The 26,479-nt window shown below is 70.2% G+C and carries 25 protein-coding genes; 4 read left to right on the forward strand and 21 right to left on the reverse strand.

Going from position 1 to position 26,479, the window contains the following annotated elements:
* A partial coding sequence (locus tag ACWCXX_RS32215; RefSeq protein ID WP_451133442.1) for a DUF2637 domain-containing protein occupies positions 1-1,455 on the forward strand: 1,455 nt, incomplete at its 5' end.
* Positions 1,456-2,238: 783 nt separating this feature from the next.
* Entirely contained in the window at positions 2,239-2,505 is a 267-nt protein-coding gene (locus ACWCXX_RS32220; RefSeq protein ID WP_451133444.1) for a hypothetical protein, read from the forward strand.
* Positions 2,506-2,785: 280 nt separating this feature from the next.
* On the opposite strand, the gene ACWCXX_RS32225 is transcribed toward ACWCXX_RS32220, so the two are convergent.
* From ACWCXX_RS32225 to ACWCXX_RS32315, 19 genes are all read right to left on the reverse strand, one after another.
* Entirely contained in the window at positions 2,786-6,196 is a 3,411-nt protein-coding gene (locus tag ACWCXX_RS32225; protein WP_451133446.1) for a LysM peptidoglycan-binding domain-containing protein, read from the reverse strand.
* Between the two features lie 7 nt (positions 6,197-6,203).
* Positions 6,204-6,665 carry a pilus assembly protein TadG-related protein gene (locus ACWCXX_RS32230; RefSeq protein ID WP_451133448.1) on the reverse strand — a complete coding sequence of 154 codons (462 nt, stop codon included), beginning with the start codon at positions 6,663-6,665 and terminating at the stop codon, positions 6,204-6,206.
* A complete protein-coding gene (locus tag ACWCXX_RS32235) occupies positions 6,662-7,120 on the reverse strand; it encodes a TadE/TadG family type IV pilus assembly protein (RefSeq protein ID WP_451133450.1) in 459 nt (152 codons plus the stop codon). Before ACWCXX_RS32235 ends, ACWCXX_RS32230 begins: the two co-directional genes overlap by 4 nt.
* Positions 7,117-7,572, reverse strand: a complete 456-nt coding sequence (locus tag ACWCXX_RS32240) for a TadE/TadG family type IV pilus assembly protein (RefSeq protein WP_451133452.1) — start codon at positions 7,570-7,572, stop codon at positions 7,117-7,119. The genes ACWCXX_RS32235 and ACWCXX_RS32240 overlap by 4 nt, the downstream gene beginning before the upstream one ends.
* A 47-nt stretch (positions 7,573-7,619) precedes the next feature.
* Positions 7,620-7,808, reverse strand: coding sequence for an LPXTG cell wall anchor domain-containing protein (locus ACWCXX_RS32245; RefSeq protein WP_365475787.1), 189 nt, complete (start codon positions 7,806-7,808; stop codon positions 7,620-7,622).
* Between the two features lie 15 nt (positions 7,809-7,823).
* Positions 7,824-8,729 (reverse strand): type II secretion system F family protein, encoded by a 906-nt coding sequence (locus ACWCXX_RS32250; RefSeq protein ID WP_451133454.1) that lies wholly within the window; start codon positions 8,727-8,729, stop codon positions 7,824-7,826.
* On the reverse strand, positions 8,726-9,643 hold the full coding sequence (locus tag ACWCXX_RS32255) for a type II secretion system F family protein (RefSeq protein ID WP_451133456.1): 918 nt from the start codon (positions 9,641-9,643) through the stop codon (positions 8,726-8,728). Before ACWCXX_RS32255 ends, ACWCXX_RS32250 begins: the two co-directional genes overlap by 4 nt.
* Positions 9,640-11,193, reverse strand: a complete 1,554-nt coding sequence (locus ACWCXX_RS32260; RefSeq protein ID WP_451133458.1) for a CpaF family protein — start codon at positions 11,191-11,193, stop codon at positions 9,640-9,642. The genes ACWCXX_RS32255 and ACWCXX_RS32260 overlap by 4 nt, the downstream gene beginning before the upstream one ends.
* Positions 11,186-12,061 carry a MinD/ParA family ATP-binding protein gene (locus ACWCXX_RS32265; protein ID WP_451133460.1) on the reverse strand — a complete coding sequence of 292 codons (876 nt, stop codon included), beginning with the start codon at positions 12,059-12,061 and terminating at the stop codon, positions 11,186-11,188. Before ACWCXX_RS32265 ends, ACWCXX_RS32260 begins: the two co-directional genes overlap by 8 nt.
* 1 nt (position 12,062) lies before the next feature.
* Positions 12,063-12,755, reverse strand: a complete 693-nt coding sequence (locus ACWCXX_RS32270) for an SAF domain-containing protein (RefSeq protein WP_451133462.1) — start codon at positions 12,753-12,755, stop codon at positions 12,063-12,065.
* Positions 12,756-12,798: 43 nt separating this feature from the next.
* Complete coding sequence (locus tag ACWCXX_RS32275; protein WP_451133464.1) at positions 12,799-13,665, reverse strand: ATP/GTP-binding protein; 867 nt, start codon at positions 13,663-13,665, stop codon at positions 12,799-12,801.
* Positions 13,659-14,276: a hypothetical protein gene (locus ACWCXX_RS32280; RefSeq protein WP_451133466.1), complete on the reverse strand. Its 618-nt coding sequence runs from the start codon at positions 14,274-14,276 to the stop codon at positions 13,659-13,661. The genes ACWCXX_RS32275 and ACWCXX_RS32280 overlap by 7 nt, the downstream gene beginning before the upstream one ends.
* Before the next feature lie 311 nt (positions 14,277-14,587).
* Positions 14,588-15,532: a replication-relaxation family protein gene (locus ACWCXX_RS32285; RefSeq protein WP_451133468.1), complete on the reverse strand. Its 945-nt coding sequence runs from the start codon at positions 15,530-15,532 to the stop codon at positions 14,588-14,590.
* Positions 15,532-17,793: a hypothetical protein gene (locus ACWCXX_RS32290; protein WP_451133470.1), complete on the reverse strand. Its 2,262-nt coding sequence runs from the start codon at positions 17,791-17,793 to the stop codon at positions 15,532-15,534. Before ACWCXX_RS32290 ends, ACWCXX_RS32285 begins: the two co-directional genes overlap by 1 nt.
* Positions 17,790-18,284, reverse strand: a complete 495-nt coding sequence (locus tag ACWCXX_RS32295; protein ID WP_451133472.1) for a hypothetical protein — start codon at positions 18,282-18,284, stop codon at positions 17,790-17,792. The genes ACWCXX_RS32290 and ACWCXX_RS32295 overlap by 4 nt, the downstream gene beginning before the upstream one ends.
* Before the next feature lie 754 nt (positions 18,285-19,038).
* The gene (locus tag ACWCXX_RS32300; RefSeq protein ID WP_451133474.1) at positions 19,039-19,827 is read right to left on the reverse strand and encodes a hypothetical protein; all 789 of its coding nucleotides are present in this window, start codon (positions 19,825-19,827) and stop codon (positions 19,039-19,041) included.
* A 106-nt stretch (positions 19,828-19,933) separates the two neighbouring features.
* Positions 19,934-20,551 carry a PadR family transcriptional regulator gene (locus ACWCXX_RS32305; protein ID WP_451133476.1) on the reverse strand — a complete coding sequence of 206 codons (618 nt, stop codon included), beginning with the start codon at positions 20,549-20,551 and terminating at the stop codon, positions 19,934-19,936.
* Between the two features lie 121 nt (positions 20,552-20,672).
* Positions 20,673-21,341, reverse strand: a complete 669-nt coding sequence (locus ACWCXX_RS32310; RefSeq protein ID WP_451133478.1) for a class I SAM-dependent methyltransferase — start codon at positions 21,339-21,341, stop codon at positions 20,673-20,675.
* A gap of 64 nt (positions 21,342-21,405) precedes the next feature.
* Positions 21,406-22,335 carry a recombinase family protein gene (locus ACWCXX_RS32315; protein WP_451133480.1) on the reverse strand — a complete coding sequence of 310 codons (930 nt, stop codon included), beginning with the start codon at positions 22,333-22,335 and terminating at the stop codon, positions 21,406-21,408.
* Between the two features lie 252 nt (positions 22,336-22,587).
* Here ACWCXX_RS32315 and ACWCXX_RS32320 point away from each other — a divergent pair, with 252 nt between their 5' ends.
* Complete coding sequence (locus ACWCXX_RS32320; RefSeq protein WP_451133482.1) at positions 22,588-23,454, forward strand: GNAT family N-acetyltransferase; 867 nt, start codon at positions 22,588-22,590, stop codon at positions 23,452-23,454.
* A gap of 122 nt (positions 23,455-23,576) precedes the next feature.
* On the opposite strand, the gene ACWCXX_RS32325 is transcribed toward ACWCXX_RS32320, so the two are convergent.
* Complete coding sequence (locus ACWCXX_RS32325) at positions 23,577-23,774, reverse strand: Tn3 family transposase (RefSeq protein ID WP_451133521.1); 198 nt, start codon at positions 23,772-23,774, stop codon at positions 23,577-23,579.
* Here ACWCXX_RS32325 and ACWCXX_RS32330 point away from each other — a divergent pair.
* Entirely contained in the window at positions 23,685-23,873 is a 189-nt protein-coding gene (locus tag ACWCXX_RS32330) for a hypothetical protein (protein WP_451133484.1), read from the forward strand. The genes ACWCXX_RS32325 and ACWCXX_RS32330 overlap by 90 nt on opposite strands.
* A gap of 96 nt (positions 23,874-23,969) precedes the next feature.
* Here the strand turns inward: ACWCXX_RS32330 and ACWCXX_RS32335 are convergent, their stop codons facing one another.
* Positions 23,970-26,453 (reverse strand): DUF4158 domain-containing protein, encoded by a 2,484-nt coding sequence (locus tag ACWCXX_RS32335; protein WP_451133486.1) that lies wholly within the window; start codon positions 26,451-26,453, stop codon positions 23,970-23,972.
* Positions 26,454-26,479 lie beyond the last annotated feature (26 nt).

Below are 26,479 nucleotides of genomic sequence, written 5' to 3' on the forward strand. Positions count from 1 at the left end.
GCCGACAAGCACATGGAGGGCGTGCGCCTCACCCGCTGGCTGCTCTCCCCCGTCCCCACGTTCCGGCTGTGGCGCCGGATGAAACTGTGGGAACTCCGCTCCTACGACCAGGTCATCAAGCTCGAACAGGACCGGCTGATCTACCAGGCCCGCCTCCAGGCCCGCTTCGGCCGCAACTGGCGCCGCAAGTCGCCCGTCGAGGCCCTGATGCCGCTGCGCCTGGCGAAGTACGGGGTCCCGCTGGCCGACACCGCCCCGGCCGGCCTCGCCGCCGCGGGCATCGAACCGGCCCTGCTGCCCCCGGCCCCCACCCCGGCACCGGCCCAGGTCGCGGCGGGCGAGACCCAGCCCGAACTGCCCTCCGCCCCCGACCCACAGCACGAACAGGACGACCACCCCGCCGCCCCGGCCTCCGCCGAGGAAGCACACCGGCAGACCGCCGGCTCGACCGCCGCCTCACGGGCCGCAGATTCCCGACCACCGGACTACGCGCACGAGGAAGTACGCGGTTCGGCGCCGGGCGGTGCGAGGGCCGATCAGCGTCTCATCGACGCCTACCAGGCATGGGCTGCCACCTTCCCCTCCGAACCCACACACCAGCAGCTCGCGCTCTGGCTCCAGGAGCAGTACGGCATCGCCACCGCAGCCGGCGACCCTCTGTCCGACGAACAACTCCAGCCCCTGCTGCAGGTCCTAAAACAGCGCAGCACGCCCCAGCCCGGAGACAGGCCCAGCACTCCCCAGGAGGAGGAGACACCGAGCGAGGACACGTGGGACCACTACTTCTACGCCGCGTGGCTCGCCTGCGCGGAAGAGCAAGGCGTCTACCCCGACGCCGCAGTCCTCGCCGAGTACGTCTATCGGCGCGACGGCATCCTCGGATCCACCGGCCGGCCCGTCACCGCAGACGAACTGAAGGACTACGTCGCCCGGTTCCGGGAACGGCAGGGCGAGGCCGGGCCTGCCCCGGAACCCCAGCCAGCGGCAGCCGACCAGACCATCGAGACGGCCCCCGACAGCGACGGGGAGGAGAACCACGACGAGCTCCCGCCGGGCAGTTCCGGTGAGCCGGGGGAGCAGCCCGGTACACGAGCCGGTCAGCAGGATCAGCCGAGGGCGGCGGAGAGGAACCCCGTCCACGCGTCCGGCGGGGAGAGCGGCGGCCGTAACATCGTCCAGGTGCGGGTGCCGAAGGCCTGGGATGAGGACGAACCCGACGCGGGGGAGCAGGCCCCGGAGCCTCGTGAGAGCGAGGGGGAGCAGGAGACCGGGCAGGAGGACGGCTCTCATCTGACGGGCCCGGCGCGGGTGGAATTCCACTACAGGCAGTTGCCACCGGAGGAGCAGGAGCGCTCGGCGAAGGCCCTGGCCCCGGTCCTGGCGGAGCTCTGCGGGTACCGGGAGGGCACGGTGCGGAAGTACCTCGGGCAGATCAAGCGGACCACTGGCGTGTGACGTTCCACCGCGTGGAATGCGGGAGAGCTGCCCGGAGTGCTGCACGGGGGTGGGGCGGAATCCAAGAGTTCCACCCCACCCCCTTTTCGCTGTCCCACCCTCGCCTGGGTGCCCGGCGGTGTCGCTTTCTGCCGCTGAGGCAGCGGGCGCGCGGTCGGGGAGCGCCGGGACGAGGGCTGGCACTGAATCGGGGGTGGAACGCTGCGACCTGGGGTTTTTCCGGATGGGTCAGCGTTTGGGTCATACCCCGCTTGCGTCTTCTGTGCTGCTTGTTGCCGCTCATCGAGATGGTGAGCGGTGCCGCATGGAGGGGTCGGCCATCAGCGGAGGGCTGGCCGTTCCACGTGGGAGCAGCCGGTCGAAAAGCAGGACCGGCTCCGCCGCCGTGGCGGTGAGGACGGGGTGGAATTTTCCACGTTCAGATGGTCTTCCGGTCCGGGAGGCGACCAGATCGGTGGCCGGGTTTTCCACCCGGCCGCAGGCCTCGTCGGTGGGCAAGGGGCTGAGAGCAGGGGGAGCGCAACCACATATCTGGTTGCGCTGGGTGACGTCCCGTCGGCTGTGTCGGGTGCTTGTGCCGGTCCTGGGTGCGTGCTGGCCATCCAGTATGGAAGCTCGCAGAGGCGGCCGGTGACAGGAGGTCTGGCCTACTGGGCGGTTGGCCGGACCCGCATCCAGGGCGACGGTTACCGCGCCAGGGCGCGGGTGGTCGCCCGCTTTGCAACCAGGGGCAAACTTTCAGTGAAACTTGAAGTGCGGTGGCGGGTGTGCCACTCTCGCTCCATGAGCAAACCGGATTTTGCGGCGCTGCGGAAACGGGTCGAGAAGGCCGAGAAGACCGCCGCCGGCTACAGGGCCGAGTGGTACGAGGCTGCCATTGCCGAGGCCATGACCTCGACCGAGTACGGCCATGTCTCTGCCGTCGCCCGGGAGGCGGGCATCAATGTCCAGCATCTTCGTGACCTCATCGACAAGGCCCACCCTGGATGGTTGGCCCGAGCATCCGAGGAGCGCCAGGCCGCCAAGCCCAAGCGGAAGAAGCCGGCGTGACGTGACATGAGGGCAGCCCGGGCCTGACGCAGCCGCGCGTCAGCATGTGCGCAGCCATAGCGCTGGAAGACGCGCCGACCTGCGGCTTTTCTGACCGGGTCAGCATTTGGGTCAGCGCCCCGCTCCTCCCTTCACCGCCCGGACGCCGAAGGCCCTGCACTCCCTCTCGAGAGCGCAGGGCCTTCAACGTTCCACCACCCGGTTCGCCGGCACCCGTGCAGTCTCGGGTGCAGCGCTCCTCGGCCATCCCTGTGCGGAGGGAAGTTGCCGGTGCGGCCTGCTACAGCAGGCGGAGGACCTGTTCGGTTTCCTCGTCCATGGACGAGCCCAGTTCCAGGAGGAGTTCGTCCAGCTGCCGGATCGACGTTTCGAGCGCGGTTTCTTCGCCGAGCAGTGACAGCGCCCGGAACTTGTGGCGCCACAGGCACTCCATCTCCCGTGCGACGGTCAGGCCGTGGGTGGCGGCCCACAGGGCGCTGCGTGCGTCGCTGCGGGCGAGGTACCGCTCGGCGAGGTCGTCGGCCGCGTCCACGATCTCGGCGATCATCTCCTGGGCCAGGGGTTCCGCCCACGCGTACCGGCGGGAGGGGATGCCGGAGAACGGCCGCCCGTGCACGAGTTCCAGGGCCTGGCGCAGCAGCTGTTCCCCGTCCGGGCCGTCGGTGGCCCGGCCGGAACGGGCCAGTTGCTGGAACCGGTCCCAGTCGCAGTCCACCTCGGCCAGCCGGTAGAGCTTGTCGGGCTGGGTGCTCACGTGGGGGAAGTGCTTGTTGCCCTGCGGGTCGGCGCCCAGCCACCTGCGGACGTCTCCGAGGCGGGTGTTGCGGGTGTTGCGGGTGACGATCCCGCCGGGCGCGAGGACCTCGTCGAGCTGGTGGTGGTTGGCTCCGGGGTGGAGCACCAGCCAGGCGGTCATCTCCAGGGCGAGGGTGCGCCGGTTGGACTTGACGGTGCCGCGGGCGCCGAGGAGATCGACCGTCCCGAGTACCCGCACCAGCGGGCGGTCCGGGCTGTCGGAAGGGTCTGAGGAGACAGCTTGCTCGGGAAGCGGGACGGCTGCCGGGCGGGCGGGTTCGGTCTCTTCCGGGCCGGCGGGGCCGGGGATCCGCGAGCTGACCCGGAGAGGGGGGCTGGACAGCGCCGGCAGCACGGGAGCTCCGGGGGACGGCGATGAGGTGGGCAGGGGATCCGACCCAGGCGTGCTCTCCGGCCCGGCAGGCGGGTCCGCAAGGTCTTCTGCGTCGTCGACGTCGGTGTCGGAGCCGTCCTCCAGCTCGGCGAACGCGGCCATCAGCCCCGGCTTGCCGACCGGCCCGGCCGCCTCGCCCGCGGCAGACACCCCTGGCTGCGACGGAAGCACAGAGGCGGGCTGCTGGTTCTCCGCCGACGGTGCGGATGCGGCCGGCTCTCGCACGGGGGCGGGCACATCGCCGGGCGCGTCCGCGGTGAGTGCGACGTCCAGGATGTCGGCGTACTCGGCATCGGAGCACACCGACAGCGCGACGTGGAGCGTGGTGCCCGGAACGGTGATGTACGGCAGGTCGGTGTCCACCGGCCATGCCCCGCCCGCTTCCTCCGGTACGGCGGTGCTGCTGGTGACCACGGCCACCGCCGACCGGGGCTGCTGGCCCAGCACTTCCCACAGCACTTCCCGGGTCCCCTCGGGAGCCGGGCAGGAATCCAGGTCCGCGACGACGACCAGCGGCCACAGCCCGCCCGCCCCCGTTGCAGGAAGATCCTCCGCTTCCGCCTCGTTCCCGTCCTCGAGCCTGTCCAGGGCCTGCTGCTGCTCTGCGTGATGGGCCTGCAGGGCATGTACCGCGTCGGCCAGGTCCGGGTACGGGGTGACCCGGTCGCTGTCCAGCATCGCCAGTCCGGGGGCGGTGTCCTCTCCAGCGACCGCGATGTCGAGCTGCTCGGCGAGCGGCGAGAGCGCGAGTGTCAGCGCGAGGGTCCGCAGGACCTCGTTGCGCAGACTGCCGGTGAGGTGGAGCGCGCCGGTGTGCTCCAGGTCGACGAGTACGATCGCGCCTTGGTCGTCCTCGCCTAGCGCGATCAGCCCCGGATAGGGCGGGTCGACCTCTCGGCTCTCCTGAGAGGGCAGCAGTTCGCCGGAGTCTGTCGGGCACCACCACACCGTGTTCTGCGAGGGGTCGGTGGTGAACGGGGCGACCGCCGGGGCGGGCGCCTCCAGGTGCAGCCGGACTCCTTCGGTGCCGAGCTGCACCGCGGTGAGCGTGGGCAGCTGCCGGTTCTCCTCGGAGAGGGCCGCGGCCGCGGTGCGCAGGGCCCGGTCCAGCACGGCCAGTTCCTCGCCGGCGTCCGCGCTGCGCAGCGCGATTTCTGTGAGGGCACTCTGGCCGGAGGGCATCGGGATGCGGCGGCCGCGGCGTCGGCGGCGCTGCTGCAGGATTCGCCGGGTGGCCAGGGTGCCCACGAGTCCGGCGGCCAGGACTCCGGTGGCTCCCAGGCCGACCATGCCGGCCCGCATCCCGGTCGTCGTCCGCCGGTCGTCGGCGGGGGTTGCCGACGGGGCCGGTTCGGCGGGTGCCGGTGTCGTCGTGTCGGGGGCGGGCGTCACGGCGGGGGAGGGAGATGCCGTGCGGCTCTGGCCGGGGGAGGGGGCGGCGGCTGACGGCGGCTCGGTGTCCGGGGCCGGTCGCGGCGACGTGGTGGTGTCCGCTTCGGGCGGCGTCGCGGTGTCGTGATCGTCCTGAGCGGGGGGCTTCTCACCGGATTCGGAGTCGGGGTCGGTCTGGTTGTTGGCGGGCAGGGCGAGTTCCTGGCCCGGATAGATCCGGTCGGGGTCGTCGAAGACCTGCCCGTAGGGCTGCTTTTCCCCCTTGTTCGCTTCGTACAGCTCGGGCCACCGGTCCCCGTTACCGAGCTGTTCGGCGGCGATCTTTGACAGGTAGTCGCCCGACCGGACAGTGTACGACGTGGGGGAGCCTGCCGTCTCGTCCTGAGCGTCGGCTGGGGCCTTCGCTGCTTTGGTGGCGGTCGGGGAACCGGGTGTGGTCTCGGCCGTGGCGGGGGGCCGGGCATCGGCGGGCAGTGTGATGACTGCGCCCTTGGGCAGGTACTGGTCGCCGGCGGCGAGTTCGGGGATGTCGGGGTTGAGAGCAGCGATGTCCTTCCACCGCGGGCCGCTGCCGAGATACCTCTCGGCGAGTTCCCACGGGGACTCCGTGGCGGAGGCGACGGTGTGCCGCAGCCCCGCCTTCTTTGTCTGTACGGCTTTGTGCTGCATGGACGGGCTGCTGGTGTCCTGCCCGATGGTGGGGGTCGCGGTCGCGGCGACCGCAGGAGCGACCGTGGCCGCGGACGCGGCGGTCGGTGCGAGCAGCACGATGCCGCCGATCAGGAAGCTCGCCAGCGACTGCATGCCGCCGAGTCCCTTGATGCGGGGGGCGGAGCGGCGGCGCAGCACGGACACGAGCTCCACCAGGACAGAGACCGTGAACGCCGCCCACGCGACCCAGCCGATGCAGGTCAGGACGAAGAGGAACAGCGTCCCGTCGTCCTGCTGGGTCAGCAGGTCCAGGCCGCCGGAGAGTTCGGACGGCTGGTGGCCCACCTTGAGCAGCAGGTACGGCACGCCGCCGACCAGGGCCGTCAGGAGGGTCAGGCCGAGCATGGACCGCAGCAGGGTGACGACGGCGCGCAGCGGGGCGGGGATGCGGGGGGCCATGGTCGGCTCAGCCTCCGGAGGCTTGGGTCTGCAGGTGGGCTTTCGCGGTGCCGGTCACGTTGATCGTTCCTACGCCGACGAACTGTGCGAAGTACGTGTCGTAGGTGGCGTGGACGGTGACGGTGAGGCTCTGTCCGCCGTCGGTGATCTGTACGTCGCCCTGGACGTCGGCGGCGGCGAGGTAGTCCTGGACGGCCCCGACGGCGGCGTCCGGGTCGATCGTGATGGCGGTGCCCTCGATGGCCTGGGCGGGGTCGAGTTGCTGGCCGGCGGTGCGGGCGGCCTCCTGGGCGAGCGAGGTGGCGCGGTTGCCGGCGTTCAGTGCGCCGCCGCCGTCGACGAGCAGCCCCATCACCATCAGGATCGCGAGCGAGGACAGGGCGAAGAACAGGGACATCGATCCGCGGTCACGGCGGGCGGCCAGTGCCGCACGCTGCCGGTCCACGAAACAGCGGACTGTGGTGTTCACTGGCGCCCCCGGTAGGTGTCGATGGGGCTGGTCCACGACGCGGTCAGCGTCTTGGCCCCGGGCAGGCCCGGCAGCCCGATGTCGGAAAGGTTCGCCGTGCAGGCGACCGTGGCCGTCACGGTTGCCTCCACGCCGATGTCGAGGGCGTAGCCGGAGGTGTCGATCGCGACGCTGGAGGTTCGGCATGTGATGCCTTCGCCCTGGAGGCTGCGGGTGGCTGCGTCCTGGGCCTGGGCCTGGGCGGTTCCTGCGTCGCGTTCCAGGGATGCGGCGCGGGCGGCGGCGCGGGCGGCGGAGTCCACGGCGCCGTCGGCGTCTGTCACCCGTCCGAAGGCGATCATGAGGAGGAGCAGGGCGATCATCACGGGTGCCAGGACCGCGGTCTCCACCGCGTAGGAGCCCCGGTCGCGGCGCGGCCCCCGCAGCAGCCGACGGCTGTAGGAGCGGGCCGTCACGGGTTGGTCCAGCGCTCGACGGGGGCGGCGGCGTGCTGGACGACGTCCAGCGTCAGGCCGGGCACCAGCGTGGCGACACGGCCGCGCACGGTGATGCGGATCTCCTGCGCACTGCTGCCGTCCGATGACACGCTCGCGCCTTGGACGCTGCCGCCGAACCGGGTCAGGAATTCCTGGGCCTGGGTGACGCCGTCGCCCTCGCCGGCGCCGAACTGCCGCCCGGCCTCCACGCCCTGGCGGGCGGCGGACTGGGCGACCTTGCGCGCGTGGTAGTACAGGCCGACCTGGACGGCAGTGAAGATCAGCGCGAGGACGACGACGGCCAGGACCGCGAACTCGACGCTGCCGAAACCGCGGTCGCCCCGCGCCCGCCGCCGGAGGAGCGCTGCCGCACGCCGTCCTGGACGTGTCAGCCTCCCCCCGCCTCTTCGGGGCTCGTGTGCGTGCTTCATCTTCCTCGGCTTCTTCGACGTGATGGTGATGCGGGTGTGGGGTGGGGTCAGCCGCCGTTGATGATGCCGATCTTCTCCAGGAGCTTGGTGCGGATCGCCAGCACCAGCAGACCGGCGCCGACCAGCAGCGCACCGGCGATCACCGCCAGCTCGGTGGAGGTCTGCCCGGCGTCCTTGCCGGCCTTCAGCGCCGCGTACCGGCCGCGGATCCACACGGTCAGGGTCTGGATGTCCATGAGTGTTCTTCTCTTTCAGTTTCCGAGGATGGTGATCGTGACGGGGATCATCACGAACGTGAGCATGAGGATGACGCCGAAGGTGACCGGCAGGATCATCGCCGCGCTCGCCGCGTTGGCCTGCGCCTTCGCGTCCGACAGCAGCGCGATGCGCAGCTGGCGGGCCTGGGCCTGCAAGGTGGTGTAGACGGCCGCGCCGTCACCGGCGAGGGCGAGGGTGTCGGCGGGCCGGGTCAGCTCCGGGATGTCGAGTTCGTCGCCGAGCTGCTTGAGGGCGTCCCAGACGGTGACACCGGAGAGGTCGGCCTGGTGGAAGACCTGCCGCATGCGCACGAAGATGAAGCCGTCACCGACTTCCGCGGTCTGGGTCAGGGCCTGGGCCGCGCCGGAGTTCGCGATGCGGGCCAGCGCGACGCGCTCCAGGTAGGAGGCTGCGGCGTGACGGACGATGAGGCGGACGGCTGCCGCGTCACGGGCGACGTCCTTGCCGGGCCAGAACCAGAACAGGCCGGCCATGGCGAGGGAGACGATCGCGGGAACGGCGAACGGGAAGGCCGCGCCGGCTGCGGCGAGGAGCGCCTGGAGGAGCTGCGGGAGCAGCAGGCCGTACAGGGCGAACAGGAACCGTTTGCCGAGGTGCTCGGCCGGGCTGATCCTCAGCAGGTTCAGGTCCTTGACGGGCAGGGTGATGCGGCCGCCGAGTTCGTCGAGCAGCCGGGCCCCGACGCGCTCCTGGAACGTTGTGCCGGCGGTGGTGGTCGTGTGGGTGGTTGAGGACAGGGGCGGTCCGCCGGTCTTGGAGACGTCCAGGCGGTCCAGGGCGGATGCGAGGTCGCGTCGGGCGGGCATGGCCGCGCGTACGGCCAGGCCGATCAGGACGCCTGCGGCCGCGGCGGGGAGCACCGCGTTCATGGGGATCATCGGGCGCCTCCCGTGGTGGTGAACTGGGCGGGCGGAAGCGGGTCGATGAGCCGGGGGTCGGGTTCGGTCCGGGCGATCTTCCGCAGCCAGCGCAGGGTGTAGGCGAACAGCCCGCCGAGGCCGGCGAGGACGATCTGCCCGCCCGGGGACTGGTACCAGCCGGACCAGGCGTCGTTGAGCATGCAGCCGACCACGACGATGCAGATGACGACCGAGACCATGCGCGAGCTCTTGCGGACCTTCGCCCGGTCGGCCTCGATGTCACGGGCGTCCGCGGCCTGCTGATGGATCGTGACCGCCAGGGCCTCCAACGCGTCCGACAACCCGGGGCCCTTGTAGACGGCATGGGACTGGAACAGGAGCACGACGTGGTCGGACACACCATCGGCGAGCTCGTCGGCGAACAGGGCGAAGGCGTCGTTCGCTTCCATTCCGGAGCGCAGCCGGTCCGCCAGGGCCCGCACGCCCGGGGCGATCGGTGCGGGCGCGGCCTTCGCGGAGGCCTGGATCGTCTGGGAGAGACTGATCCCGGCCTGGTGGACACCAGCCAGGTGGTTGAGCCACTGCCCGAGCGCCTCCAGGCGCTCGATCCGCTGGGTGGCCGCGGTGCCCGGGTTGAGGAGGTAGGGCAGGGCGAGGACGGAGGCACCGGCGAGGAGACCGTGGACGGGCCAGCCCGTCCAGGCCCACACCACCAGCGCCACGATGCCCGCCGCGGTGAGCAGATGCCGCCAGCGCCGCTGCCACGCCTCCGGCAGCTCGGCCTTCGCACGCTGGATGCGGCCGGTCATGCGGGATCTCGGTTTGGCCGGGTCGGGGACCCGGCCCCGGACCTCGCGCACCGCGGCGAAGACGGAGAGCAGAGTGAGCACGGCGCAGCAGGCCGCGACGAGCGCGAGCTGGGAGGTGGTCATCGCGCACCCACCGTCTGCAGCGGCCCGAGCCACGCACCGTACGGGTTCTCGGTCAGCCACTGCCGGTTGAACAGACCGGTGCGCTCCAGATCGCCGATGAAGGTCGGCATGTTCTTGTAGACGGCGCGCAACTCGCCGCCCTGGGGCGCGAAGAGCTCGGTGGTGACCGGCCGGCCCCCCTCCCCGACGGTGTCATGAACCTCGTAGATGCTGCTCACGAACCGGTGCCGCTTGCCGCCGATCGCCGTCTCGTCCAGGTAGGTCAGGTAGACCACCACGTCGATGGAGGCGGCGATGAGGTGGTGGGCGGCCTCGGTCTGCATACCGGCCTCGGTGCACAGCTGGACCAGACGGCTGATGATGGCGTGCGGGCGGCGGACGTGGAGCGTGCACATGGAGCCGGAGCCGCCGGAGGACATCGCGTTCAGCATCGGCACGATCTCGGTGGAGCGGACCTCGCCCACGATGACCCTGCTCGCGTTGTAGCGCAGCGCGGTGGCGAACATGTCGGAAATGCTGACCTCACCGGCCCGGTCGCCGCCTCTGACCTCACCGTTGGACTGCCTGGCCTCGAATGCGAACGTCACCGGTCCCGGCTTCGGGCCGGGCTCGTCCAGGTAGAGCTCGCGGTCGGACTCCAAGGTGACCAGCCGCTCGGCAGGCGGGATCTCACGGCCGAGCGCACGCAGCAGCGACGTCTTGCCCGCGCCCATGTCCCCGACCACCAGCATGTTCATCTTGGCGTGGACGCACGCGGTCAAGAACCGTTCCAGGATCGGGTTGATCGAGCCCCACCGGACGAGGTCGGCGATGCCGTGCTGCTGGATGCGGTGACGCCGGATGACAACCGACGGGCGGGTGGTGAGCAGCGAGGAGGTGACCCGGGAACCGTCAGGCATCCGGAAACCAACCATCGGTGTGGCCTGCGTCAGGGCCCGCTCGCCGTGCCCGGACAGACGGGCCATCCGGTTGACCCACGCGATCAGCTCTTCATGGCTGTCGGCGACCTTCTCGATCGTGCGGCGCGGCCGGTCGTAGTACTCGACGTGCGCGCGCAGCCCGTCGACCATCACGTCCTCGACCCCCTTCTCGTCGAGAAGGGACTGGAGCCGGCCGCCGCGGTACATGGAGTTGAAGACCGCGGTGCCGATCGCGCTCTCCTGCTCGGCGGTCAGCGGGGTGTTGCCGTGGGCGTGCTTGGTCGACCAGTCCGCGACCGCGGTGGTGACCAGGGCCCGCGCGAGAGCCCTCCGGTCCGCTTCCTCCAGGTGCTTGTCGGGGTCCTGCTCGCTGAGAGCCCTGGACACCTCGCTCTGCAGCGCCTCGATCACGTCCCAGCCCACCGGGAGGTCGCCGGGCAGCCCGGCCAGCCGCGGTACCGCGGCTGGCCCCGCACTCGCCGCCGGGGGAGAGACGGGGGCCTGCGGCGGCTGGGCGGGCGGGTGCGTACGGCGCTGGCCGAGATGCCCGGACAGCAACGACGCGAGTTCCTGGCGGCCCATCGGCTCCGGATGCCCGTTGGCGCCGGGACGCTGGTGGGTGTCAGCCACGGCTTCCTCCGCGCTGCTCGGCCAGGCGCTGCAGCACACCGGCCATCCGCGGGTTGGCGGGCCGGGCCGGGTACTCCTGCTGGATACGCCGGCGTGAGGTGGCCGCCTCGATCTGCTCGGTCGCGGTACGCGCGTGCCGGAGCATAGGGCTGCGGGCGTGACCGCGAGGAGGTCTGCCTCCAGTGGTGAGGTACTGGGCGGTGGCCGGGTCCCAGGGAAGGGCACCGAGCACCGGCACACCCTTCAGGGCGTCGCTGACCTGGTGCGCCCGGTAGGTTCCGCCCTCGATGAGCAGCAGGCCCAGGGCGTCGGCGCCCGAGCCGTGTTCCTGCAGTTCGGTGCGCAGCGGATCGATGACGTGCCGGGCCAGGGTGAGGGACTGCTCGGTGCTGCGGACCACGAGCAGGACCAGGTCGGCCTGGTGGAGCAGCGGAGCCGGAGTCAGGACGGGGTGGAGGTGCCCGGACTCCAGCGCGAGGCGCCCGGCGTCGATGAACACGTCGTACCCGGCTTCCCCGGCCAGGACGTGCATCACGTCCGACAGGGCCGGCCACGTCCTGCCGAGTGCCGCCGCCTGGGCGGGGTCGGTCAGGCCGGGCAGCAGCTTGCGGTGCCCGGCCTCGTCCAGGGGCCACAGATGATTGGCGAACGCGTTCGCCAGGGCGTCGGGGCCGGTGCGTTCGGCGGCGGCGAGGTGGTAGAGGCCGAACCCGGCGGTGACGCTGCCGTCCAGGAACCCGGCACGGACGGTCCCTCCGGCCGGGTCGCACTCGGCGAGCAGCGACGGGCGTTTCGAGGCCAGGGTCAGGGCGAGCGCGGAAGCGGTGACCCCGCAGGACTTGGCGGAGACAAGAGCGGTCACGGGCATGTCAGCTGCTCCGCGGTTCGCGGACCAGGGCGATCCGCCCCGTCGAGGCCCGGGTCGCCAGCAGCGGCCCGTCCGTGGAGGACACCGCGAGGTTGACCACGATCGTGCCCGAGGCGTCCGGGCGGGACACGGAGACCACGACGCCGTTGACCGTTGACGGAGGCGCCTCGACATCCTTGGCATCGGGCTGGTCCCCCGCGGCCGGGGTGGTGACGGCGAGCACCTTGTCGCCGGGGGCGAGGGCACCGGCGGGGGCCTGGCCCCGCTTGACCTGCACGCCCACCTGCTGCTTGTCGTCGCCCAGCCCGCTTCCCGTAGCCAGCTGCGAGGCCGTCAGCAGCCCGCCCTTGCGCAGATCGACAGCAGGGCGCTTTCCGATCATGCCAGCCCGGTCCGAGGCGGGAACCGGAGACAGGTGTGCGTCGGCCGACACCTCCGCCACGACGAGATCGCCCTCCGTCAGCGCCTGACCGGCCGGGACGTCCCGGGCAACGGCCAGGACACGGGTGCGGTCACCGGCTGACGTGACCGCCGCAGCCGCCCCGAGCCCGGCGACCACCGCCAGGACGGCGCAGAGCGCGGCCACCGACCAGCGGCGCTCCCGCTTGACCGGGGCCGTCGTGGTGATGGGGATGTCGGGGCGGGCCGGACCGGCGGCGCGGGGCGCCGGCGGCACGGCGACAGGGGACTCCATGCGGTGCTGCCTCTCGGGAATTCAAGGAAGGGGAAAAACGGGGTCAGTTGAGTACCTGGACCTCGGCGACGGTGACGTCGACGGCACTGTCGCGGATCTCGGTGAGCTGGCCGCTCTCGCCGCCCCCGGTCCAGCCGATCGTCCAGGTCGACGTCGCGGTGACGTGATACTTACCGGACTCCCGCGTGGAGGAGGGCCGGGTGTAGTGGTGGCCGCAGTCCGGGGACGGCTTTTTGCCGTACTCCGCCCGGTACGGCGTGCCCGCCGTCGTGCAGGTGACGCTCGAGCCGTCCCCCATCGACCACACGATCTTGCTGACCTTCGCGGTCGCCGTGACGGTCACCGAACCCGCCGTCGCCGAGGCCGTGTTCGGCCCGTACGTCGAGGCGCTCTTCGCGGTCCACATGTAGACCGGCATCCCGACCACACCCTTGCCGCCGGGCTTCGGCGTGATCCCGATCCGCGGACCGGACAGCAGCATCTTGTCCACGGCCTGCTGCGCCACGACGGCAGAATCGACCTGCTCCTCAGGCGGATCGGCCGCCCAGACCAGCTGCGTGATCGCGACTTCGTCGTTCCCCGGGGCGCACGTCTTCTCGTAGACCGAGCCGTCCCCCGGTTCGTGCCCGCCCCACTCCACGCTCCCGGCCGGGGGCTGCGGGTCAGCCAGCTTGTACGTGCAGGGCATCCCGCTGACGGGGCCCTTGCCGCGGCTCTTCGCCTGGTCCGTTCCAGGACGGCGGCCGGGCTTGGAGCTTGCGGCGGTGCCGGGGGCGTCGGCCTCCACGCACACGAAGAGGCCGCAGCCCTCCACTCCGGTTCCGGGACCGTCCGCGGCCCGGCCGGTGCCGGCGCCGGCGAGAACTGCCAGAACTGCCGCGGCAGGGGCCAGGCCCCGACGGCTCAGCACTTCTGCCCCTTGGGCTCGTCTCTGATGACCTTCCAGCCCTCCGGCCAGCGTTCCACCGTGGACACGATGACGTACCTGGTCAGCCGCGTCGAGGGAAGGGCCGCCGGCTTCTTGGTGGCGTGGTCGATGACCTTCCAGCCCGAGACGTCCAGACAGCTGGAGAGCATTACGTTGGGGATCTTGCGGTCGATGTCGGAACTGGTCACGGTGGGGCGGTCGACAACGACCTGGCCGGTGACGACATTGCCCTTGCCGTGCATGCGCTTGGCATCTGCTTCGGCGTTCTTCAGCGCCGCGCCCGCAACGTACTGCTCCAGACCCTTTTCGTTTCCGTCGATGTCGGCGTAGAGACGTTCCATTTCCTGCCAGTACTTCTTGTACGTGGCGATGGCGTCGTTCTTGGCGGTCTCGGTGGCATCTGCAGGCGCGGACGGCGTCTGCTTCGCCTTTGCCGAAGCGGTCGGCGCAGGGGATTCTTTCGGGTCTTCTGCTTTGCCGGTGCTGCATCCCCCGACGGTCACGAGCGTGCAGGCGACGGCAAGCAGCGTTGCCGGAAGTGCATGATTCCGTTTGCGAACTTCTGAGCTTTCCGGTCGCACTGACTGCGTCACTCTGCCTCCCGATGCATATGCCACGGCGCTCCGACCTGCGGTGCGCGCTGCGAGCGGAAGCGTGCGCCGGACGTGGCCTGAAAGCCGACCGTGCGGTCTGATCCCATACAGTACGCAAATTCTGGCCAACAGCCCACCCCGTTCCCGCAGTTCAGTCGCATGGAATGCGCCATAAACCGGCACAATCTCGCATGACGGGATCCGGCCCGGGGATTCCGTCTCCCGCGCGCCCGTCCGGCGGGAAAGCCGGGCGCGGAACGAAACAAAAGCGGCAGCTGATTTTGTCGACTCATCTGCATTGGCGGGCGCTTTCACCGGGCATCCGCCAGCAGAATGTCGGTGGGCTCGGCATCGCCCAGTACCGGAGTGACGACCGGAGCGAAAGGACCGTACCTGCCCAGAAGTTCAGCGGTGGTGATACCGGCACGCAGCCGACTCCCCTGCACAACAAGAGAGTTGGCGGAAGCCAGCGCCCGCAGATCCTCGGTACGGCGACGAAGGACCCGCTCGGACGCCCCCGACAGAACGATCAGGAGACGCGGGAACGCCGGGTACCGCTCACGCCATGCCTCCCGGGTGCCCACCTGCTGACGGCGCCCCGGCGGCTGAGGGATGTAGGAGGCATAGCGGGCATACGCGCCGAGCTTCCGGCCCAGCTTGGCCACCTGCATCGTGGAACGGTCGATCTCCAGGAAGAACGTCAGGAGCTGACGCCGCCCCTCACCCGTCGCCCGGGTATAGCGAAGCACCGCATCCGGGACCAGGAACGCGTCGTCGCCGAGCCGGCTGTCGCCGTCACGGACACGGTGGGCCAGCTCCGGCTCCCAGTCCAGCGGCCCGCACTCGTCGCCCAGACGGCCCGCCCACTCCGTGAACACGATCCCGGTCTCGACGACGGCGAGGGTGTGCTCCTGGAGCCGGGAGGCGGCCGCCCTGGGACTGATGCGGTACGAGCGGGCGGTGACCTCACCGCCCGCCTCCACGATCTCGCAGCCCAACGGGGTGATGTACCAGAGCTGTTCGCAGCGCCCCATCCGCCCGGTGCGCCGGTCGGTGGACTCCGCGAGGCCCATCGCACGCAGACGCCCGAGCTGGCGCAGCAGATACACCGGGCGCCGGGTGTGCGGGGTCAGGAGCCGGTGGAGCTGGCTGGTGGCGACGAGACGGTGCTGGTACAGGACCGGCAGCAGCTGCTGCCCGAACCGGGACAGACCAGCGGATCGGGCCTGGGGATCCAGGGAAAGAGAAGGGGACATCACGCGACCTCGCTTCGTCCGGTGCTCTGGGCGGGCACGGCCGGGACGAGGCCGGCGAGATGGGCCAGCAGCATGTCGTCCAGGCCCGGGACCCGTTCATCGTCCCCGTCCAGCGCCTTGAGGATCTCGCCGACCGGCCGGCGCCCCAGGTTGCGGTCGACCGCGGCGACCAGGCCGGGCAGGAGGTCGGGACGACGGTAGTCGGCCAGCACCTGGTGCACCGCCACACCCCGCACCCGAAACGGGGTACTGCGCTCCCCGTGCAGCATCGTCGACATCACGTACTGGTACTTCGCGAGCTGCTCCAGCACCGGGGACACAACCCCGGCCAGACGCCGGGAGATGAACGCGGCCTCGTCACTGTCCGCCCCCGCCGCAGACAGCAGGGACTGGTTCTGCATCAGGGCCTGCCGGGTCTCCTCGGACAGCCGCATCACCATCTGCGTGAGCCCCATCAACCGCACCTCGTACTTCCGCAGCTGCTCCAGGATCGCCGCCACATACCCGCGCGAAGCACCGTCGATCGCAGTCAACTCGTCCGCGAACGCGAACATCGTCTCCAGGTCCTCAGGAGGCACACCCTCACGCGACAGCCCCGCCAGGAACAGATCGAACAACAGCAGACTCGTGATGATCTGGTCACCGCCCCCGGTGCCCGAGCACCGCAGCAGCACGATCCTGTTCCCGTCCATCGCCGCCCTGACGTTGTAGCTGGACCGCGACTGGCCGAGGAACGCCCGCAGCGAATCCGACGTCTCCAACTGCTCCAGCATCTGCGTCACGACCGGCACCGCGCTGCCCTCGTACTTCGGAAACGTGGTCCGCCAGAACCGGGACAGCCGCCGCGGCAGCTGCTCCAGCACCTGCATCCGCCACAGCTCGTCCGTCAGCAGCCGCGTGATCGAGAACAGCGTCGGCTGCAGGTCCGGGCGGCCCCGCTCGCACATCAGCAGCGCGAGGTGGGCCAGGACCTGCACCGCGTGGGACAGGATCGCCCGCGCCCGCGGCGCCCGGTCCCCCCACCCCTGCGCCGAGGCGAGACCGCCGACGACAGCACCCACCACGTCCTGGATCTGCGCCCGGCCCCGCCCCTCCATCGACAACGGGTTCCACGACGCGATCCGCGCCGCCGGATCCTTCACGCTCAGATCGATCAGCTGCACCCGGTCGACGACCGCCGGATGCGTCAGATACGGCAGCGCCCGCTGGACCGCCGCACCGTGCGGATCCAGGAACCACACCCCGAACCCCGCATACGCCAGCGTCAGCGCCTGGAGCAGGGCCAGCTCCGACTTCCCGAAACCCGACCGGCCCAGGCTCGCCCCGAACAGCACGTCCTTCTGCGGGACAGCCGCCAGCCGTGCACGCCCGTCCGCACCGGTCACCATGCCCAGCGGCACGACACCCCGCTGCCCGGTCCACTCCGGCAGCCGCGACGGCGCCGCCGGCACCACACCCCCGGTCCGCACCACGTTCGTCGGCGTGCAGTGCACCGACGGCGGCTTGAGCAGCGCGGCGATCTCCCGCGAGGTCACCCACTGCCGCTTCGAAGGCGCGAACTCACCCGACACGAACCGCCGCTCGAACCCCCGGCGCCGCCACCACACACTGCTGTACGGCCGCCACATACCCATCCGCGGCCCGACCGGGCGCCACCAGTTCTCACCTGACCAGGCATCCATCACCGCCATCACCTGATGCAACAACGCCTGCGCCTTCACCGGGTGGCCAGCGACCGTCCGCACCATCACCTGCACCGCGAACACCTGCGCATCCACCCCCGGAATGAACTTGCCCACCCCTTCGGCCAGATCCGACGACCGGGGAGCCCGCCCCACCCTCTGACTCTGACGACCTCGGGAATTGCCGCCGTGCAGGCCTGCGAGAACCTGAGTCCACAGCGACCCGCCCATCCCCGCCCGACCTTCGCCACCCAGCTGCTCACCGAACGCTGACGGGCCCCGCTGCTGCGCACGCCGCACCAGCCGACGCCGCCACCGAGCCACCCGCCGCCCGGCCACCGGCACCAGGTCCACCACGAGCTCCACCCGTTCACCACGCTCGCCGTCGGCGTGCGCACATGCCGCGGCCATCAGTTGCAGCGGATCCGGATCCAGACCGGCAGCCGTCAGCTGACGGTGATCGGGCCGGGCCAACACCAGCTCCGCCCGTGCCACGTACGACCGGCCCCCGTCCGTACGGACACGGACATCCATGCCGAGGCCCTCGTCGAGCGTCGCTTTCTCCAGCTGAACCGTCACGCGTCCTCATCTCCATCGTGGTCGTCCGTTCCGAGCGGGGGCACCCCGTCGAACCGGATCCGTGGCACCTCGTCGCCACCGGCCCTGGCATCCACGACATCCACATCAGGAAAGGACCGCAGCCTCAGCAGCGCTGCCGCCCGAGCCGGTCCCTCCAGCCGGTACGACAGCCGGCCCTCCTCACTGGACAGCCGGATCCGCACCCCCACCGCCCGCTTCGGCGCCCACCCCGTAACTGCCGGAACCCGCGCGAGCCGTGCCGCGTGCCGCTCGATCTCCTCCAGCGACGGGTCGAAACCTGCAGCCGGCACCAGCGTCACCACCGCCCGGCCCCGCAACAGGGTCCGGGCACGCCGCAGCCACCATCGCCGTGCCCAAAGCCACATGCACACCGTGGCGACGGCGGCGCCCACCCACCACCACCGGGCACCCCAGAACACGCCGACCAGCGAACTTGCGTCGAACCAGCCGACGGCCGGGGGCCACTCCATCACCGCCGCCACCCCCGCCGCCGGACCCGAGGATCTATCCCGCACACCAGATCAGCCAACGCCAGCCACACCCAGCGCGCGCACACCGCACCCAGCCCCGCCGACAGAACCGGAACCAGCGGCCACCCCCGCCGTTCCTCGGCCGCCTCCGCAGCCGGGTCTCCCAAACCCCAGGGAAGGTTGCGTAGATCCCCGCCCCACCACCACCCGCGCACGAACCCGACCACGAACACCATCGCGACCAGCCACCCGCACAGACTGACCAGCGCCTCGACATCCGCATCTAGCCGGCTGCGCCCTGCTGTACTCCGGAACCCAGCAGCGTGCCGTGCCATACGCAATGCACCTCCCGCGCAGGACGGCCGGATGCCGTCCCTTTACCTGCGCAAGGAACCCGCGGGCCGAAAACGTGACACAGGAATGAGAAGAAACTTGGCGCCGTCTCAACGAGGACTGACCAGCGGGGCCGGGCCCCATGGTTCTTGGACCTCGTGCGCCGACCTCATGCCCTTCGTCTCCGAGGTCTTCGGAGACGATCGGCCCGACGCAATGCCCTGACCTGGGCAGCGGCGGCGAAAACCTGTAGGCACCGAAGACAGGCCGACTGTAGGTTCCGGCTTGACATGTCGTCTGGTGCTCCGGTGACCTGCGTTTTCGGGTGAGTGTCCAGATGGTTTGTCGGCGGCGCCGTCCAGCTGATCTGTCGTTTTCTCGCGGTGGGGTGCGGATGCGACCCGTTTGGGGTCCATGACGCTTACTGGTCATGGCTGGGGTGAGGGGGCGCGAGTGGCCCGGTTTCGGAAGTCCCATCTGCGAGTTCCGCGAGCATCGGGCCGATGCGGGTGGCGAGTTCCGGCACGGATCGCTGCAATTCGTCTGTCGTGATGGTGATGGTGGCTGCCAGGGCGCGGTTGAGTTCGGATGCGCTGATGGAGGTGACGAGGGTTGTCTCGATGTTCGCCGTGAGCTCGTCCGGCAGGAGGTGGGCGCCCTTGGCGTAGGAGGCTGGGTGACCCAGTCGCAGGCTTGCCAGTGTGATCACGTGGTCGCGCATGGCACTGATCCAGTGCTCTGCCTGCCACCAGCGGCTGCGATGGATGCAGATTCGGGCGTGCAGGGCGTGGTGCCAGAGAAGCCCGACAAGGGTGGTGCGGTCGGGGGGAGGGAAGGACTCGACCGCTTGTTCCTGGCCGAAGAGGGTTTGCCACTGCGGGCCACGGGGGCCGAAGTCAGCTTCGGGTGCGAAGGTCATATCGATCTCGAGCCAACCGGGCAGGAGGAAGACGCGGATCTTGCTCGCGCCGGCTGGCAGGTCCCAGTGGTGCTGTGCGTTGAGTTCCTTGTAGAACCACCGAGTCCATCGTTGGAGCGTGGTGGTGAGGTCGCCGCGGACGGCGAGGACAAGGTCAGTGTCGGACCAGCGGTCCTCGGCGCCGACGGCCACCGAACCGGTGAAGGCTGCGCCCACGATGGCGTCATCCGATTCCGCGTGCGCGAGGAGGTGATCTCGCACTCGTGTCCGATCTTCGATGGTGAACAACATGCAACTCCTTTTGGATTCGGGCCGAGTTGGGGTGTGACGTACGAAGTTGAGGGGCCAGCGCGGGCGAGGTGGCGCAGGTGTGCACTGACTGCCGTGGTGGTGCTGATCACGAGGGATCCCGCGCGGCTTTGGCCGAGGCTATGGGGGTGCGGGCCGCTCGTGTGCTGCGGGTGTGGAGCTCATGGGCAGCGGCTTGGCGCCCTTCGGGGGTGAGGGCGTAGTAGGTGCGACGTCGGCCTGCTCCGCGTCCTGGTGTTGCGCGGCTGAGCCAGCTGGCGTCGTCTTCGGGCCTGCTGGTGAGCCAGCCGGCCTGTTCGAGTTGGCGGAGTCGGTCGGAGATGCTGCCTTGGTTGAGACCGGTCCTTGCGCTGACCTGGGATCCGAAGAACTCGGTGGGTGCGTGGTCGACGAGATCCCGCAGGAGTGTGAGCGTTTCGGCTCGGATCCGGATGCGTGGGACCGGGATGTTGTCGTAGGGCCGGAGGGAGCTGGGCGGTCGACGGGTGTGGAGGCTCTCCATCGCCCGGGCGAGCGTGTCGTCGTCGGGCATGGCGAAGAACTGGTCGCTGGTGAGGGCGGCGCGCATGAGTTCCTGGACCCGTTCCTGCGCGAGGTCACGCAGCAGCACTTGGCCGCGTGCGCTGGGGCGTTGGGGCTTGCTGAAGGCGGATCGGTGGAAGAGGTCGGTGCCGAGGTCGCGTTCGAGTCGCTGGAACTGGGTCACGAGGGCGCTGCGCTCGGCCTTGAGGTAGCTGGCCCTCGGGGAGTATCCGAACGGAAAATAGCGGTAGGCGTCAGGTCATGGATCCAGGCCGAAGACCCTGCGCCACTTCGACGCCTGATCGTCAGCCCGGGCGTTTGGCCATGACGACCAGACCGGGGCCGCTGTATTCCGTTGGGGGGAGCCGCAATTCGGCGACCGGGTTCAGGCCGGCCTGCTCGATCAGATTGACGAGTTGTTCCGGCCGCCACTTGTGGGTCGTCCAGCGGACGGGTACGCCTCCGTAGGCGTCGGTGCGCACCGCGTCCTCGTCGCCGACGTGTGTTCCGGTGATGAAGTGTCCGCCTGGCTTCAACGCGCGTGCGAACAGGGCGAGGACCTGGGGAAGGACGTCACGGGGGAGGTTGAACAGCGACCACCACCCGAGCACGCCGCCCAGGGTCGCTTCACCGAGGTCGAGCTCGGTGGCGGAAGCGACAGCGAAGCGGCACTCCGGATGAAGGCGGCGTGCGTTCTCGATCATGCGAGGAGAGAGATCCACCCCGGACACGTCGAGTCCGCGTTCGGCGAGGTAGGCGGTCACTGTTCCGGGCCCGCAGCCGACATCGAGGACAGGCCCGAGCCCGCGCACGGTGTCAGCAAAGGCGTCGATCGACGCCTTGAGCCACGGGTCCCTGCGGATGTCGCCGACTCCAGTCGTCACGACCATGTGGGCATAGTTGTCGGCCACCCGGTCGTAGGATTCACGTACGACGTCGAGATCGGCCGGGCGGTCAATAGGGTGTGCGCGCATCAGCCAACCATAGGACCGCACGGGGGACTTGGGGCTGGTGAAGCGGTTGACGCCAAGCCGTTCTTCACGGCCCGGCTGACCTCGTGAGGGCGTTCACGCGGTTCTCGTACTCGCGGCGGGCCTTGCGCTGTGCCGGTATCACCGGGACGCCCTGGGCACCGTCGAGCGGTTGGCAGCGGGCGAGGAGCTGTTGGTGCACGGCGGGGACGGCGCTGACGCGCAGGGTGTAGCCCTGGCCGCGCCGTACAGTGACGCCGTGATCGAGCGCGGCGCGCTCGGCGGGCTCCAGTTCGGTGGCCCGGAGGTAGTCGGCGACCTTGCCCGGCATGTCGAGGGTGACCGGCAATTCCGGGGCGGGGGCATTCTCCTCGATGGCGGTGTGGTCGGGCAGGAGGTCGCCGACGGCCGTGCGGATCGCGCCGCGGCTGACTCCGTGGTCGCGGGCAAGGGCGGCGATCGAGCGGCCCTCCAGGTACGCGGTGCGTACGTCAGCGGTCTTCGTGGCCGCGACGGCGGGGCGGCGTCCGCCCTTGTTGCCCTTGGCCTCGGCGGCGCGCAGTCCGTCGTAGGTCAGCTCGCGTTGGAGGTCGCGCTGGAGTTCGCCAGCGGCGGCGAGGGTCTGGAGCATGAACTTCACGGTGGACAGCAGTTCTCCGGTGCGCGGGTGGCGGGCGGTGAGGTCCATGGCGGAGAACGCGCCGTCGTGGATACGCAGGGCGAGCTGGTCGCGGTGGAGGACTTCGAGGACATCGAGGATGTGCTGGTTGCCGCGCACGAGACGGAACATCTCGGAGATGTGCACGGTGTCGCCCGGCCGGGCGTACGTGAGCAGTTCGCCGAACTTCGGGCGCTGGAGCGGGTGGAGGCGGCTGGAGGTGCCCGCCTCTTCCTCGAACACCCGCGGGGCGTCGATCCCGGCTTCGGCGAGGACAAGATCCTGGCGGGCGGTCGACTGCTGGTCGGTCGACACCCGCTTGTAGACGAGATTGGCCACGCTGTTCCCCGCTTCTGCCGCCGCATCGGACCTCGGGTGTCATCTAACCCTGTCGTCAGCCGCCATCGGATCTCGTTGGATCGGAGCCGCCGTCAGGCCCCGGAAAGTCGGGGTTCATTGGACGCCCGCCGCCCCTGTCGTCATTCGATCCTTTGCCGACAGAGCCTGCGGCTCATCGGGGCAGCTACGTCACGTGGCTGAAAGGCATTGAGCAAGCACTTCCCGAGTCGAGGAGATCCGGGATCATGAAGCATGCTCCCGGATGACTGGCACCTCACCCAAGACGTTGACGTCTTCCTTGCCCGAGCCGGGAACTTCTTGCGCTCGCGCCCCGCCCTACACAACACGCCGCTGACGGACATCGAGAAACTGCGGATACGCAGGCCGGACGCACACGGCCTCGTCACCGCCGTCTTCGGCCGACTGGAGGCAGGAGGCGAGGTCTACGCGGTCTTCTATCTCACTTCGCGAGGCCGCCTGGGCCTCACTCCCCTCTCTGTCGAGCAGACCGACGTCCTCGCCGCCCATCTGACCGTCCTCGGCCACTCGCCCGCCAACGTCATCGCGGACCGCGACACCGCCACCGCGTTCGCCGACTCCTGGCAGCGGCACACGGGCGCGGAGCCAGCACTCTTCTGGCGGACGCATCTCTACCGTCTCGGCAAAATCACCCCGCCGCAGCCGCACCCGGAGGGCCGGGGCCGTCTCACGGACGAAACAGACCGCGAACGCGTCGTGCGCTGGTGCCGTGAGTTCTGCGTCGACGTCGGGGAGCAGCCCTCCATCGACTTGATCGACGCTGGCTCCTGGGCCTACTCACGCTTCGGCGACCGGCACTTCACCTTCTGGGAGACCCCGGATGGCACCCCCGTCTCGATGGGGGCCGCAACCTCGGTCATCGGCGGCATGGTCCGGATCGACCCCGTCTACACCCCGGCCCACCTCCGGGGCCGCGGCTACGCGGGCGCCGTGACGGTCGAGGCGAGCCGGGCAGCGCTGGCCGCGGGTGCGACGGACGTCGTCCTGTTCACGGACCCGGACAACCCCACCAGCAACGCCCTCTACCAGCGCATTGGGTATGTTCACGTCGCCGACTTCGCCGGGTACAAGTTCTCCTGAAGCGCACCACAAGCCGGTTGAGGGCGTGATCGGCGCAAACACACCTGCCACGTACCGGCTGTGACCGCCGCGTAGCGGCTGACGAAAGTGGGCACTCTGATCAGCCTTCGGGTCGGTGACGCTCAGTCCTGCTCGTCGTCGTCGTTCTCGTCATCGGTGTGCGGGTTACGCAGCTGCCGCAGGCCCGGCGCGGCCGGTTGGGTGAAGGCGTAGCGGCCGAGGAAGTTGATGTGGTCGTACTGGAGTGGGGAGAGCCGGGCGAGCAGTTCGTCGGTGACGGGGAAGCCGTCGGCGGCCAGCTGTTTGACGGCGGCGTCGATGTAAAGGCTGTTGAACAGGACTACGCAGTTGAGGGCCAGTCCGAGGGCGCCGAGCTGGTCTTATCCGAACTAGCCCAGCTCGGCGGCAGGTCCGCTTGAGAGCCGTCGTTCACCACGGAAAGTAGTCGTGAAGAAGTTGGGTGGACGGGTTCCATCGGGCGTGTCGTGGATGTCGTCCACGCGCGCTTTGCGGTCCTACTGGGAGAACGCGTAGGTCCGGACGGGGTCGAGGTGCAGTTCGAAGGGCCCGAAACAGTCGGCCGCGAGGGTCGCGACCGGAGCGCCGCAGGGGCAGGCCCGGTTGAGTCCCTCGTCGCCTGCCGGTCCGCAGCACCCACTGCTGTTCTCCCAGTTGGGCAGTGGCTGAAGACCGGCGGCGTCATCAGGGTGCACCAGCACTGTGTGTCGGCTGCCGGCCGAGATGACGAAGCCTTCTTCACGGCAGACCACAGGTCCGCGCGACTGAGCTGGCTGCGGGTGCTCCTGGTCGTCCTGCATGACGTAGGGAGGTCCCCAGGGCTCGGGATCGATCGCGTAGTGGCCCTGCGGAACGGTGGAAGGTGCCCGGCGTGTCTCCTTGTCCCGGTCGCGCTCGTCGTCTGAGACGTCAGGGATGGCGGCAAGCTCGGCCAGCTCCGGCGTGATCGCGGTGCCGCACTTGGAGCAGAGGAAGACGGTCATCCCCTCGTTGTAGTGCTCAGGACTGCCGCTTCGCATCTTCGTTTCGCTGCTCGGAGTCGATGCGCGCGACGACGCCGCGGAGATCGGGCATGCCCAGGTGGACGGTGGCGTGACGGGCCGCGAGGTCGCGCATGGCGGCGAGCTTCTGCTCGGCGGCGGCGAGGCTGGCCTCGATCGCGGCGACCTCGCCGAGCCATCCCTGTTCCTTGGCCTCCTGGAGCCGGTCGAGCAGGTTCGCGTGGATCTCCTCCAGGCGGGGCATCTGCTCGGGGTCGGGCCGCAGGACAGGGCAGCGGATGCAGGCTTCCCGCCCACTACCTCCAGCGCCGTGTTCCCGGGCAGCCCGGCGGCGACTTGTACGTACGCGGCATGCAGAGCGGAGGCGAGTTCGGCGAGATGTCCGGCCGGTTCGCTCTCCAGACCGAGAGCGGTGAGCACCTTGGGCTCGGCGGCTGTCCACTTCTCCCCGGCCAGCAGCTTGGCGCGGGGGTCGCCCCAGCGGTCGCCGTCCTTGGCGAACACGTCCCGTCGGCGCAGCGAGCGGTGCAGATGCTCCAGGACGCAGAACGAGTACGCGGCCTTGTCGACCAGGCCGTGCGGCACGTTGGGGTTGGCGAACACCAGCCGCCGCCAGGAGCCCGTCACCAGATCGGCGGCGACCTCTTCGGCGCCGACCTTCTTGCGGCCGATCAGATCCGGGAGCCGCTTGAGGGCCTCAACGACGGGCGCGCCAGCTTCCACAGCACCGAAGTCGATGACCTCGACCAGGAGGCGGATGAAGCCACGCACCGTGCCGTAGCGGGCGACCAGCTCGGCCCGCCATTCCGCGTCGTCGTCCCCGTCGATGTCCGGGACCACCGAGGCGATCGTGGCGAGCGCCTCGGCCAGCTGCTCGCGCGGCACGACCTGCTCGATTGCGGACCACGCGTCGACCACGGAGACGAGCTCGCCGGTGTCGGTCGCGGGCGGCGTCGTCATCAGCACGTCGACCGCTGCGGCGACCTTCTTCGCGGCCTTGCGCAACTGGGGCAGAGCCTTGAGCTTGGCATCGTTGCCCATCCGCTCGGCCTTCGCCAGCAACTTGGTGGCCATCAGCGCGTGCAGCAGATCGAGCGCGTCATCCACCGTCGCGGTCTCCAGGTGGCGCACGGTCGCCAGCAGCGTCGCGGTCTGCCGCGTGACCTCCAGCCGCTTCAGCGTCGGCCCCTTCGAGGCCAGCCCGTACCGGGCCAGCCCGGTCATCCGCGCGGCCGGAACCCGTCCGGCATCCACCGCGCCGGCCCCCAGGCCCCGCACCGCGCGGGCGCGTTCCAGGGCCAGTTCCATAGCCTTGCCAGACACCCGCATCGGGCCCAACCGCAGACGCTCCAGCTCCGACACCCGCTTCTTCTCCGGCACCTCCAGCAGCCGGACCATCTCGGTCCGCAGCTCGTGCGGCACCACCTCGTACAGCGCGGCGTGCAGCCGGTCGTTCTCCTCCTGACGGAGCGCGGCCACCATCCGGGCCAGCGACGTCACACCCGGCAGCAGCACCCGGTTGTTCACCAGCCACACCACCGCCCGGTCGAACAGGGCCCGCGGCCCCTCCAGCGACGACCACACCCGCGCCGCCAGGAACTCCCGCAGCTCCGCCTCCCCGGCCGCGAAGTCCCGGTAGCCGTAGGTGTCGCGGATCTCCCACGCGTGTTCGTACACGGTCTGCGCGCGCGTCCCGTACTCGGCGAAATGCTCGTCGTCGAGACCGAGCTGCTCGGCGACGAACCGCACCACGGAGGCCGGTACCGCCGTGGGGTCCTCGGTCAGGAAAGTGCCGAGCATCCGCACCGTGCCCCACTGCACCGCCCACCCCAACCTCGTAGCCGAACGGCGCTTCGCCCGAGCGAGCTCCAGGGCTCTGGTGCCCAGGCGGAAGAACTGTTCCAGCTCCCCGGGTGAGGGTTCCGTGGCGAACCGGCCGTAGCGGGCCTCTTGCTCAGCAGACAGGTACTCAACAGGCATGGCCAGGAACGTAGAGCCAGCTGACC

It is taken from the genome of Streptomyces sp. NPDC001732, from assembly GCF_053596315.1.

Bases quoted from the DNA above. Each gene is read 5' to 3' on its own strand.
- ACWCXX_RS32295 (WP_451133472.1), bottom strand. From the start codon at position 18,284: ATGGAGTGGCCCCCGGCCGTCGGCTGGTTCGACGCAAGTTCGCTGGTC.
- ACWCXX_RS32220 (WP_451133444.1), top strand. From the start codon at position 2,239: ATGAGCAAACCGGATTTTGCGGCGCTGCGGAAACGGGTCGAGAAGGCC.
- ACWCXX_RS32270 (WP_451133462.1), bottom strand. From the start codon at position 12,755: ATGGAGTCCCCTGTCGCCGTGCCGCCGGCGCCCCGCGCCGCCGGTCCG.
- ACWCXX_RS32255 (WP_451133456.1), bottom strand. From the start codon at position 9,643: ATGACCACCTCCCAGCTCGCGCTCGTCGCGGCCTGCTGCGCCGTGCTC.
- ACWCXX_RS32225 (WP_451133446.1), bottom strand. From the start codon at position 6,196: ATGGCCCCCCGCATCCCCGCCCCGCTGCGCGCCGTCGTCACCCTGCTG.
- ACWCXX_RS32250 (WP_451133454.1), bottom strand. From the start codon at position 8,729: ATGATCCCCATGAACGCGGTGCTCCCCGCCGCGGCCGCAGGCGTCCTG.
- ACWCXX_RS32320 (WP_451133482.1), top strand. From the start codon at position 22,588: ATGCTCCCGGATGACTGGCACCTCACCCAAGACGTTGACGTCTTCCTT.
- ACWCXX_RS32285 (WP_451133468.1), bottom strand. From the start codon at position 15,532: ATGTCCCCTTCTCTTTCCCTGGATCCCCAGGCCCGATCCGCTGGTCTG.
- ACWCXX_RS32335 (WP_451133486.1), bottom strand. From the start codon at position 26,453: ATGCCTGTTGAGTACCTGTCTGCTGAGCAAGAGGCCCGCTACGGCCGG.
- ACWCXX_RS32310 (WP_451133478.1), bottom strand. From the start codon at position 21,341: ATGCGCGCACACCCTATTGACCGCCCGGCCGATCTCGACGTCGTACGT.
- ACWCXX_RS32265 (WP_451133460.1), bottom strand. From the start codon at position 12,061: ATGCCCGTGACCGCTCTTGTCTCCGCCAAGTCCTGCGGGGTCACCGCT.
- ACWCXX_RS32240 (WP_451133452.1), bottom strand. From the start codon at position 7,572: ATGAAGCACGCACACGAGCCCCGAAGAGGCGGGGGGAGGCTGACACGT.
- ACWCXX_RS32300 (WP_451133474.1), bottom strand. From the start codon at position 19,827: ATGTTGTTCACCATCGAAGATCGGACACGAGTGCGAGATCACCTCCTC.
- ACWCXX_RS32245 (WP_365475787.1), bottom strand. From the start codon at position 7,808: ATGGACATCCAGACCCTGACCGTGTGGATCCGCGGCCGGTACGCGGCG.